The 10,193-nt window shown below is 62.7% G+C and carries 12 protein-coding genes; 4 read left to right on the top strand and 8 right to left on the bottom strand.

Annotation, left to right across the window (positions count from 1 at the left end):
- Both ACMLHG_RS12645 and ACMLHG_RS12640 read left to right on the top strand, forming a co-directional pair.
- A partial coding sequence (locus ACMLHG_RS12645) for a hypothetical protein (RefSeq protein WP_417170715.1) occupies nt 1-212 on the top strand: 212 nt, incomplete at its 5' end.
- Nucleotides 213-226: 14 nt separating this feature from the next.
- Nucleotides 227-757, top strand: coding sequence for a lipocalin family protein (locus tag ACMLHG_RS12640; protein ID WP_294435518.1), 531 nt, complete (start codon nt 227-229; stop codon nt 755-757).
- Between the two features lie 21 nt (nt 758-778).
- On the opposite strand, the gene ACMLHG_RS12635 is transcribed toward ACMLHG_RS12640, so the two are convergent.
- Nucleotides 779-2,722 (bottom strand): glycoside hydrolase 5 family protein, encoded by a 1,944-nt coding sequence (locus tag ACMLHG_RS12635; RefSeq protein ID WP_417170714.1) that lies wholly within the window; start codon nt 2,720-2,722, stop codon nt 779-781.
- 137 nt (nt 2,723-2,859) lie between these two features.
- Here ACMLHG_RS12635 and ACMLHG_RS12630 point away from each other — a divergent pair, with 137 nt between their 5' ends.
- Together ACMLHG_RS12630 and ACMLHG_RS12625 are read left to right on the top strand one after the other, a co-directional pair.
- The gene (locus ACMLHG_RS12630) at nt 2,860-3,825 is read left to right on the top strand and encodes a LacI family DNA-binding transcriptional regulator (protein ID WP_294435500.1); all 966 of its coding nucleotides are present in this window, start codon (nt 2,860-2,862) and stop codon (nt 3,823-3,825) included.
- Nucleotides 3,826-3,926: 101 nt separating this feature from the next.
- Nucleotides 3,927-4,325 (top strand): secondary thiamine-phosphate synthase enzyme YjbQ, encoded by a 399-nt coding sequence (locus ACMLHG_RS12625; protein ID WP_417170713.1) that lies wholly within the window; start codon nt 3,927-3,929, stop codon nt 4,323-4,325.
- On the opposite strand, the gene ACMLHG_RS12620 is transcribed toward ACMLHG_RS12625, so the two are convergent.
- The 7 genes from ACMLHG_RS12620 to ACMLHG_RS12590 all read right to left on the bottom strand — a co-directional run bounded on the left by ACMLHG_RS12620 (nt 4,303) and on the right by ACMLHG_RS12590 (nt 10,145).
- Nucleotides 4,303-4,842 (bottom strand): DUF2062 domain-containing protein, encoded by a 540-nt coding sequence (locus tag ACMLHG_RS12620; RefSeq protein ID WP_417170712.1) that lies wholly within the window; start codon nt 4,840-4,842, stop codon nt 4,303-4,305. The two genes, ACMLHG_RS12625 and ACMLHG_RS12620, sit on opposite strands and share 23 nt — an antisense overlap.
- A 182-nt stretch (nt 4,843-5,024) precedes the next feature.
- A complete protein-coding gene (locus tag ACMLHG_RS12615) occupies nt 5,025-5,996 on the bottom strand; it encodes an alpha/beta hydrolase (protein ID WP_417170711.1) in 972 nt (323 codons plus the stop codon).
- Nucleotides 5,997-6,134: 138 nt separating this feature from the next.
- Nucleotides 6,135-6,872: a twin-arginine translocase subunit TatC gene (gene tatC / locus ACMLHG_RS12610; RefSeq protein WP_417170710.1), complete on the bottom strand. Its 738-nt coding sequence runs from the start codon at nt 6,870-6,872 to the stop codon at nt 6,135-6,137.
- Nucleotides 6,869-7,093 carry a Sec-independent protein translocase subunit TatA/TatB gene (locus tag ACMLHG_RS12605; protein ID WP_417170709.1) on the bottom strand — a complete coding sequence of 75 codons (225 nt, stop codon included), beginning with the start codon at nt 7,091-7,093 and terminating at the stop codon, nt 6,869-6,871. The genes tatC and ACMLHG_RS12605 overlap by 4 nt, the downstream gene beginning before the upstream one ends.
- A complete protein-coding gene (gene larE / locus ACMLHG_RS12600) occupies nt 7,063-7,932 on the bottom strand; it encodes an ATP-dependent sacrificial sulfur transferase LarE (protein WP_417170708.1) in 870 nt (289 codons plus the stop codon). Before larE ends, ACMLHG_RS12605 begins: the two co-directional genes overlap by 31 nt.
- A complete protein-coding gene (locus ACMLHG_RS12595) occupies nt 7,911-9,092 on the bottom strand; it encodes a metallophosphoesterase (protein WP_417170707.1) in 1,182 nt (393 codons plus the stop codon). Before ACMLHG_RS12595 ends, larE begins: the two co-directional genes overlap by 22 nt.
- A gap of 78 nt (nt 9,093-9,170) precedes the next feature.
- Nucleotides 9,171-10,145, bottom strand: a complete 975-nt coding sequence (locus ACMLHG_RS12590; RefSeq protein WP_295806709.1) for a bile acid:sodium symporter family protein — start codon at nt 10,143-10,145, stop codon at nt 9,171-9,173.
- Between the last annotated feature and the right edge of the window lie 48 nt (nt 10,146-10,193).

The raw sequence follows: 10,193 nt of genomic DNA, 5'->3' as shown, positions 1-10,193 counted from the left end.
ACTGGACCATCTCCCGCCCCGATCTGGCCCTGAAAGCGGCCATCTCCTCGTTCGGGGAAAAACTGGATCTCTACCGCCCCCTCTCCGCCACACTGGAAGAGGGCGTCTGGTTCGTCACCGGCCGCAAGCTCGACAATACCGATGACTCGGAACACATCATCACCGTCAAACTTGACGCCGTGGACGGTAAAGTCCTCGGCGCCTCATTTTGAAAGGAGAGAGAGAAATGATCCGAACCATTCTTCTTCTGGCCGCGTCCGCAGTCGCCGCAATCTTCTCCGGCTGTCGCAGCGCGGAGTCGACCGCCTCCATCCCCGCAGTGCGTCCCTTCGACGCGGAACGCTACCTCGGCACCTGGTATGAGATCGCCCGGCTGCCGCACTCCTTCGAGCGCGACATGACCAAAGTCACCGCGGTTTACACCGCCCGCAAGGACGGCGGCATCGATGTGCTCAACGCCGGCTGGCGCGACGGCGAATACCGCACCGCCCGCGGCCGCGCCCGCTTCCGGGGGGATTCGACCGTCGGCGAGCTGGAGGTCTCCTTTTTCGGCCCCTTCTACGGGCAGTACCGGATTATCGCTCTGGCGCCGGACTACTCCAGCGCCATGGTGACCAGCTCCACATGCGACTATCTGTGGATTCTCGCGCGCGAATCGACGCTTCCTCTGGAGACCTTCCGCCAGTACAAAGAACAGGCGGCGAAACTCGGATTCAACGTCGCCGCCCTGGAATATCCCAACGGCCGCCCGGAGTAAGTTCCGGGCGGCGTACGCGCCTCAGCTCCGCTGATACCGGAGCACCGCACCGGTGTTCCGGGGCAGCCGAAGCACCCCTTCCGCATCGGGAGCGGGGCCGATCGGAGCATCAACCAGCTTCCAGCCGGGAGCATGGAGCGTATCGGCCAGCTCTTCCGGCGTATTGTTTACCGCGACCACCAGCAGAGTATCGGCATCGACCTCGTGCTCGGTCAGCGTGAGCGCGGGATTCTGCCGGGTGACGTTGCGCTTCACCCCGGCAAGTTCGGCGAGAAGCTGATAGACCCGGTAGTACTCGGGCTTCCCGTCGGCAAAGACGCGCGGCATTTCGACCAGCGCGGTTTCCAGCGGCACATTGCAACAGATCAGCAACCCGCGGCCGTAACGGTTGCAGACCAGAGCCGGGTTCCCCTCCCCGTCTTCCGCGAGGACCTCGCCGCAACGGTTGCGGTAGCGGACGAGGAACTCCGCCGGCACCGACAGATCCAGACCGCGTGCCGGGTTGACAATCCGCCCGGGCGCCGCGGCTTTGGCGACATATTCGATATCGACGCCGAACGGGCCGGTGAACGGCTCCAGCGAACCGTTGTCGCTCGAAACGTAGAGCACCGCCCCCTCCTCCACAGCGTGAAGCAGTTCCATCCAGCGATGCCGCGAAATGACCCAGGTTCCGGTGACCGAAGGCAGAAGATAGAATTTCGACGGCTTGAGCGGCTGGTCGGCATACTGAAATTCAATGTCGAAGCCCGCCTGCTTGGCGAGCAGGAAGCTCAGATACCCGACGCCCCACTGATCCTGATGCTGTGAGAGAATGCAGACTGCATCCCGCCGGAAGGCCGGAAGCGGAAGTTTGGCCGCCATCCGGCCGAATTTGCCCAGCTCCTCCATCACCGGTTTCGGCGAACGGTCGGTGCGGAGCAGCCCGAGGCAGCGCTCCATGCCGACCCAGTCGTACGGCGTATGCGGCAGTTCGGTCTGGTCATGACCGCACCACCAGAGCAGTCCGCGGCAGTCGTGGGCGTAGGAGTTCCAGAGCATATTCCGCAGATAGTCGGCCGCGACCCGCTCGCTCGACAGGCAGGGACCGAGCGAACCCGCCTCCTCCACGAAGGCGGGAACATTGCCGACGTCTCCGTAGAGCCGGGTCTCCGCCGCCGCATGAAAGGCGTTGCGCATCGTATTGACCGGGTCGATCCGGCAGTGCGGCGTAAACAACGGATAGGGATGGGTGCAGAGAATATCGGTCGTCTCCGCCTGGTCCGAAATCAGAATGTGCCGGTTCGGTTGGTCCTCGCAGAGAAGGCTGTGCATGCCGGAGACCACCGGCCGGACCGGGTCCGCCAGACGAATCGCCGAGGAAATCGCGTTGCACCAGTTCCAGAACTCATCCGACGAAGCGACAATGCCCATGCAGTTGCACTCATTCCCGAGATCCCAGGCGGCGATCGCACGGCAATCCTTCAGCGTCTCCACAAAATAACGGACAAACCGCACCTGCCAGCGGATCGCCTGCGCGTCGGTCAGCACGTTGACCCGCTCGAATGCCGGCGGAACATGCATGCGGCCGGACATCCACCCGGTCACCAGCCCGACGATCAGCGAAATTCCATACCGTTCCGCCAGTTCGGCAAAACAGCGGAAACGCTCGATCATCACCTCGTCCACCCCGGCCCGTCCGGCGGGCGTATCGGGCAGCGGCTCCTCGCCGAAACGCATTTCGATGAAGGTCTGCGCCCAGGTGGTGTGCGCGGTAAGCGGCTGAAAATCCGGCCAGAGCGGAAAGGCGCGGATCACCTGCACGCCCGCTTTGGAAAGCGCCGCCAGGTCCGCCTCCACCGAAGCGGCATCCCAGTTGCGCCACATCCGGGTCCCGGCATGGCTCGCCCAGTAGTTGCAGCCGACAAAGAAGGGTTTCCCGGAAGCGAAAATCCCCGCATCCGGCCGACGGTGTTCTGTTTGACTCATCGTAAAAGCTCCCGTTTAAAACGATTTTGAAATAGTATACCTAAAATTTCTGCAAAAACAACCGGAAATCCCGCTTTCCGTGTGGAATAAAAGAAAATGCCTTGCAAAATATGGAACAACACGGTATACTATATTCTATGGAGAAGAACTCAAAAACCACACTGCGACAGCTCGCCGAAGTTGCCGGATGCGCCGCCTCCACCGTGTCGAGGGCGCTGACCGGTTCCGGTTATGTGTCGCCACAGTTGCGCAACCGGATCCTGAAGCTCGCCCGCGAATCGGGGTATTTCACCGAAGAACAGCGCAACATCGCCGTGCTGATTCCGGATACCGCGGATTTTCACGGTTATCTGGGGCTGATGCTGCACGCTCTATTAGAAGAGCTCTCCCGGCAGAAGTTCTGCCCGATGATCCTGCTGGAAAACAACGACGTTCAGCTCGACGAAACCATTTTGCGCGGCGTGATCACCCTCGCCTACCGCGCCGGAGCGACGGCGGGCTGGTGCAACCGTCACCAACTGCCGCTGGTCTCGATCAACACCGCCCCTGCCCTGCGGGAAAACATCTATTCGGTCTGCTCCGACGACGAACAGGGGATGAAACTCGCACTCGAATATCTCTGCCGGCGCGGCCACCGCCGAATCGGCCTGTTAACGCTCTGCTTCCAGCCGCCGGAAGAAAATCTCATTCAGGCGACCCGCTTCCGCAGCTTTCTCGAACTCTGCGCCCGTACGCCGGAAGTTTCCGGATTTCACCGCAACCTGCAACAGCGGAACGAACTGCACCGGATTCTGCGCGAACTCATCGACGAAAACTGCACCGCAATCATCGCGGCCGGGGAATCCCTGGGAGCAATCACCGCCCAGGCGCTGCGCGACTTCCGGCTCCGGGTTCCGCAAGACATCTCCCTCATCGCCAGCGAGGACTCCGGCATCTCCTGCTGCCTGACGCCGCCGCAGACCACCATCCGCCAGGAGATGGGCCGGATCAGCGCCGAAGCGGTCAACATGCTGAACCGGCAGATCGCGGGGCTGCCGGTCCGCAACGTCACGGTGCCATACAGCTTGATCGAACGGGAAAGCGTCGCAGATCTCTCCTGCTGAAACCGGGAACAGAAATCCGTCATCCGGCGCAGAATCCGGTTGAAACTTCGTCCCGGAACGTTATATTTCGAATGGAATCAATCAGAAAAGGAGTTCACATCATGCAGGAATTCACCGTCGTCACCCGCCACAGTTGCGAATTTGCGGAGATCACCGCCGAAATCAACGCGCGCGTGCCGAAGACGCTCCGGAACGGCCTCTGCCATATCTTCTGCCCGCACACCACCGCCGGACTGACCGTCAACGAAAACGCCGACCCCGATGTGCGGCACGATCTGCTGGCCAAACTTGCCGCCCTGATTCCGGCGCGGGAGGAGTTCTATCAGCACGTCGAAGGAAACAGCGCGGCCCACCTCAAAGCGATGCTGACCGGCTTCTCGCTCACCGTTCCGGTGCGGAACGGCGCACTTCACCTCGGCACCTGGCAGGGAATCTACCTCTGCGAATACGACGGGCCGCGCACCCGGAAAATCCAGCTCACTTTCCTGACGGAGCAGTGACCCGGGCGGCCTCACGGGCTTTGCGGGCGGCCATATGCGCCGCCCTGCGGCTCCGGTAGCGGATGACCAGGTTCTTCACGAACCAGTAGGTGAGCGGGGTCATGATCACGGAGAGCAGCGCTCCGCCCAGAAAGAAGGCGGCGACCAGCTCCCACCCGATCTTCATCAGCGCCTCGTAGCTCTGCTCCTTGAGCACGTCGGCCATCGCGGTTTCAATCGCGTGGTACGAAAGGGTGCCGCCGAGCAGGTGGCTCCCGGCCCAGCATTGTGCAGGATAGATGATAAAAATTGTGAAGTGATTGGTAATCAACGTCCCCAGCGTTGCGCCGATCTTGCTGCCCTTCAGCAGAAACGCCGTGGGAATCGAACAGACAAGCTGCAGGCCGAATGGAATGAAACAGCCGAAGAACATGCCGATCGCCCAGCCGCGGGCGATATATTCCGGCGACGCCTTCTCGCGGACGATCTTCGAATAGAGCATCAGCCATTTCCGGTACAGATATCGTTTGACAGTCATAACTCTGATGCCCCCGTTCCGCATCGTTTTCCCAGTCAGAATCCCCACGCCCCCGGTCTGTTCCGGAAACGGGGGAACACCCCTGCCGCTCCTCGTTTTATAAAAGGCGGATTGCGTTAATATAACATGCCGGAATACTTTTTTCAAGCTCCCCGCCGGCCAAATTATGCCGGAGTTCCGCTCTAGCGGTCAAATTTCGAATGGAGCAGCGCACAGGCCTGCGCCACCGCACCGCTGGCCGGCGCGCTGTTGCGCAGGGAATCCAGCAGCAGAAAATCGTGAATCGCCCCGTCGAAACGGACCGATGCCACCCCGACTCCGGCCCGCATCAATTTACGCGCATAGGCCTCCCCTTCATCGCGCAGCACATCGTTTCCGGCGGTGACGATCAACGCCGGCGGCAGTCCGGCGAGCGCCCCCAGCCGGGCCCGCAGCGGCGACACATAAATCTCCCGGCGAAACGCCCGGATTGGACAGTACGTGCTCCAGAACCGCTTCATCGCCTTGCGGGTCAACCACGGTCCGTCGGCAAACCGGTGATAGGACTCCGTGCCGAAGTCCGCATCGGTCGCCGGGTAGAAGAGCAGTTGAAGGTCGATCCGCGGCGTGCCCCGTTCGTGGGCGAGCAGTGTCATCACCGCGGCCATGTTTCCGCCGGCGCCGTCCCCCGCGACCGCGACCCGGCCCGGATCCACCCGGAAAGCGTCCGCATTCTCCAGAATCCGGGTGAGTGCGGCGTACGCCTGCTTGATCGGGACCGGGTACTCCGCCTCGGGTGCGCGAGTATACTCCACGAAGACGAACACGCATCCGGAACCGGCGACCAGCTCCCGCACCAGCCGTTCATGCGACTCCCAGCCGCCGAGCATCCAGCCGCCGCCATGGAAATAGAACACCACCGGCAAAGCTCCCGTCACCCCCGCGGGGCGGATCAGCCGCACCCGGAACGGGACGTCGACCCCTTCCGAAAAACTGCGCTCCTCCATCTCCACCGGGGATTCCGGAATGTGTTCGCCCCGGACTTCGGCAAAGACGCGGCGCGCCTCCTCCAGCGGCAGTTTGTGAAACGGCGGCCAGCCGCGGCTCTCCTGATCCCGGACAAAGCGGCGGATCACCGGCGTGAATACATTCGACGTGGAGTTGGATTTGCTCATGATGACAGCCTCCTCTGCAAAGCGGATCACCCGGGGGCCCTTGCGCCCCCCGGAACTCTTCCTTACCGGTAATAGAGCACAGCTTCCGGCAAATGCAACCTGGAGGAGAAACAAATCGGCAAATTCCGGCCGATGCGCCTAACCGCGTTCCGCCGCCTCCGCCTGCGCGCGTCTCTCCATCCGGCCGGCAAAGAACAGCCCGGCTTCGAACAACAGCCAGGTTGGCAGCGCCAGCATCACCTGACTCACCACATCCGGCGGCGTGAGGATCGCCGCGACCACCAGAATCGCCGTCATGACCCACGGCCGCTTCCGGCGCAGCGATTCCACGGAGATCAGACCGAAACGAACCGCGAGCAGCACCACCAGCGGTGATTGAAACATCACGCCGAATGAGAGCATCAGCCAGCCCGCCAGCTCCAGGAAGTTCGCCAGCCCGAGTATCGGCTGAAGCTCCGGCGTGGCAAATCCGCCGGCAAAATTCATCAGCATCGGTAGAATCAGCACCCCGCAGAAGGCTACCCCGCAGAAAAACAACACCGACGAAACCACGATCCACCAGCCGAGCGCCCTCCGCTCCTCCCGGTAGAGCGCCGGCAGCAGAAAACGCCAGACCTGCAGAATGTTCCACGGATACGCCAGCGCCAGCGCCAGAACGAGCGCCAGTTTCAGCTGCACCCAGAACACCTCCATCGGCGCAAAATAGTGGAGTTTCCCCGCCTCGGGCGGGAAGCTCCAGCGCACCAGTGCGGAAATGACATACGGCGATGCCAGAAATGCGACCGGGTAGAGCAGTGCGGTCGCAATCAGGCAGGAGAGCAGCGTCCGGCGCAACGCCTCCAGATGGCCGATCAGGCTGTTTTCCGGGTCATTCATGCCTGTTTGCAGTTCTGCTCCTCTTTTTTCGCCTCGTTTTCCCCGGCCTTTTCCGCGGCGTCCATCAATTCGCGTCCCTCCTCGGAGAGCGCGGTCTTCGCCTTCTTGAACTCATACGAAGCGCGCCCCAGCGCCCGGGCAAGTTCCGGAATACGTTTTGCCCCGAAGACCAGGAGAACAAAAATAACGATCAGAAGAATTTCCGTGAATCCGATTGACATGGCGACGACTCCTTTCCGGTTGTGCTTCCCGACTTTGCGCGATCCATGCTTCCGGAGCGGAAGCCCTCCAGATCGAGCGTGATATAGACAAATCCGAGCTGTTTCAGCCCGGAGACAATCGCTTCCCGCCGCGCCACCACTTGCTGCAGCTGCGCCAGCGGCACCTCAATGCGGGCCAGCTCCCCACTGCTCCGGAGCCGCAGGTCGCGCGCCTCCGGAACCACCTGCCGGAGCAGCGCCTCCCCTTCCGCAACAAGCCGGAGCGCCTCCGGTGTCAGCGTCGTTCCATACGGGAAACGGGTCGCCTGGCAGGGCGAAGCCGGCTTGTCGGCCTCCTTCATCCCCAGTTCCGCCGCGATGGCGCGCACCTCCGCCTTGGAGATGCCCAGTTCGGCCAGCGGCGAGAGCACGCCCAGCTCCCGCAGGGCCCGCACGCCGGGGCGCCAGACGCCGAGATCATCCGCGTTGGTGCCGTCCACCACCGTCCGGAGCCCCCGCGCCGCCGCTTCGGCGAGAACCGAGGAAAAAATACGGCGCTTGCACCGGTAGCAACGATCCGGAGGATTCTCCCGGACCGCGGGATCCGCCAGCAGATCGCAGTCGATCCTCACCCATTCGATGTCGGCCCGCGCGGCCGCCTCTCCGGCCGCCGCCGTCTCCTCCTCCCGGTGGAACGGGGAGTGAATGGTCATGGCCGCCAGCGGAAACGGCTCCTCCTGCCTGAGCAGACGCAGGACCTCGAGCAGCAGCAAGCTGTCCACGCCGCCGGAAAATGCGAGCGCGATTCCCCCGGCCGCACGTGAACGGAAAAATTCTTTCAGGCGTCGGTATCCGGACATTCGTTCCGCTCCCTCTTATTTTCTTTCCCCTCGCCGACCAGGCGCAGCAGTGCAATCTCCGACGGCACCCCGAGCCGGATCGGGAATCCGCTCCAGATGCCGGTCCCGTTCGTAAGGAAAAGCGTCATGTTTCCCACCCGGTAGAGGCCGGAAACAAAACCGTCGTTAAACCACGCGACCAGCTGGTCGACGCCCCGGACCATACCGCCGTGCGTGTGGCCGGAAATCTGGAGATCCGCCCCCGCTTCCGCCGCCTCCGGCGCCAGCTTCGGCTGATGGGCGAGCAGGAGTTTCAGCGCCCCGGCGGGAATCCCGGCCAGTGCCCGTTCGACATCCGGCGGGGTCTCCCCCATCCGGCTGGCGGCGGGATCGGTTACGCCGGAAACGGCCACGTTGCGTTCCGGCAGAAAGCGGTGCTCGTTGCAGAGCATTTCGATTCCCAGCGAAGAGAGAAACGCGACCCACTCCCGGTACCCGGAGTAGTACTCGTGATTGCCCGGCACGCCGAACACGCCGTAACGGGCGGAGAGCGCCGCCAGCGGTTTCAGCTCCCGGCCGCGCGCCTCCACCCGGCCGTCGACAAAATCTCCGACCAGAGCGATCAAATCCGGCTTGAGGGCATTGGTCCGCTCCACAATTTTTTCGACACGCGACCTCCGGGTCACCCCGTCAGCATGCAGGTCGGCGAGCACCGCGACGGTCAGCCCCTCCGCCTCCTCCGGAAGACCGGCGATGACGACGGTACGCTCCCGGACCGCAGGCAGTTTCGTTCCGCAGAAGATGCCGACGCTCGCCAGAACCGTCGCCAGCACCAGCAGAGCCAGATTCACCCGGTTGCCGATCGAGCGGAACCGTTCCAGCCGCCTCTTTCCGGCCGCCAGCAGACCGAGCAGAACCCCTGCCCGGATCAGTTCGGAGGCGACCAGCAGAAAGAAGAAGAGAAAAAGCACCGCAAACAGCCACGCCGCCACCAGGAGCACCCCCCGCGGCAGTTCCGGCGCGAAATACATCGGCCCGCCGATCAGATGGAGCAGATGGAACTTGAACGCCACCAGGCAAAGCGCAACGCAGAGCGCCCCCTTCCACCGCCAGCTGAGCCGCAGGGGAAGAATGCCGCGCCAGAAGACAAATCCGGCCAGAATTATTCCGAAAAAAAGCATCCTGTTCCTACCGTTTTCCTAATCTAACCGCACAACCGGCTTCACGTCAACTGAAAACCGGAAAAAAAGCAAAAAATTTCACTCCGTTTTCCGCGCCGCCCGTCTGGCGGCGATGCGGTCGCAGAGCAGGAAGAATCCCGCCAGAAGAGTTCCGGAAATCGAGTGCCAGACACAGCTCACGGCGGAGGCGATCGCCGCCTCCGGCAACGTGGGAAAGTGGCGGGTGGCAAGATTGGTCGCCAGCCCCGCATTCTGCATGCCCACTTCGATGGCGATGGTGCGCTTTTTCGCCACCGACATGCCGGTGAATCGGCCGACCAGATAGCCCGCCGCGTATCCCAGCGCATTGTGGAGGAACACCGCCGCGAAGATCATCGCCCCCGAGGTGAAGAAGTGTTCGCCGTTGTAGGCGATCACGCCGCCGACGATGCAGGCCAGCCCGATCACCGAGACGCCCGGCATGACGCCGCAAAGCTCCTGATATCCCTTCCGGCGGCCGAAGAAGAGGTTGGCGAACGCGCCGAGCGCCACCGGAATGATCGTCACAATCAGAATCGAGCGGAACATCCCCATCGCGTCGACGTCGATCTCACTGCCGGAAAGCCAGAGCACCAGAAGCGGCGTCGCCACCGGCGCCAGCAGCGTCGAGGCGGTGGTCATCCCCACCGAAAAGGCGACGTCCCCCCGGCAGAGAAACGACATGATGTTCGAAGAGACGCCGCCGGGACAGCACCCGACCAGAATCAGTCCGGCGGCGATCCCCGGCGGCAGCTGCAGCAGGTGGACCAGCGCCCACGCCAGAAGCGGCATGATCGTGTACTGCGCGCACGCTCCAATGAAGATGTCGAGCGGACGGCGGGCGAGAATGCGGAAATCCTCCGGCGTGAGGGTCATCCCCATCGTCAGCATGATAATTCCGAGCACCGCGGTCTGCACATCCCCCCGCACCCAGCGGAAAAGTTCCGGTTCAAAGAAGGTGAGCACCGCCACCAGAATGATGAAAAGCGACGTCTGCGACGAGAGCAGACGACTGATTCGAAGCAGAAAATTCATACGATCTCCCCGCCGGGAGCCCCGGGAATTCCGGCCCCGGCCAAAATC

Source organism: Victivallis sp. (assembly GCF_048170485.1).
GTDB lineage: Bacteria > Verrucomicrobiota > Lentisphaeria > Victivallales > Victivallaceae > Victivallis.
Note: the sequence above shows the minus strand (reverse complement) of the source record. Positions and strands in the feature narration are given on the sequence as shown.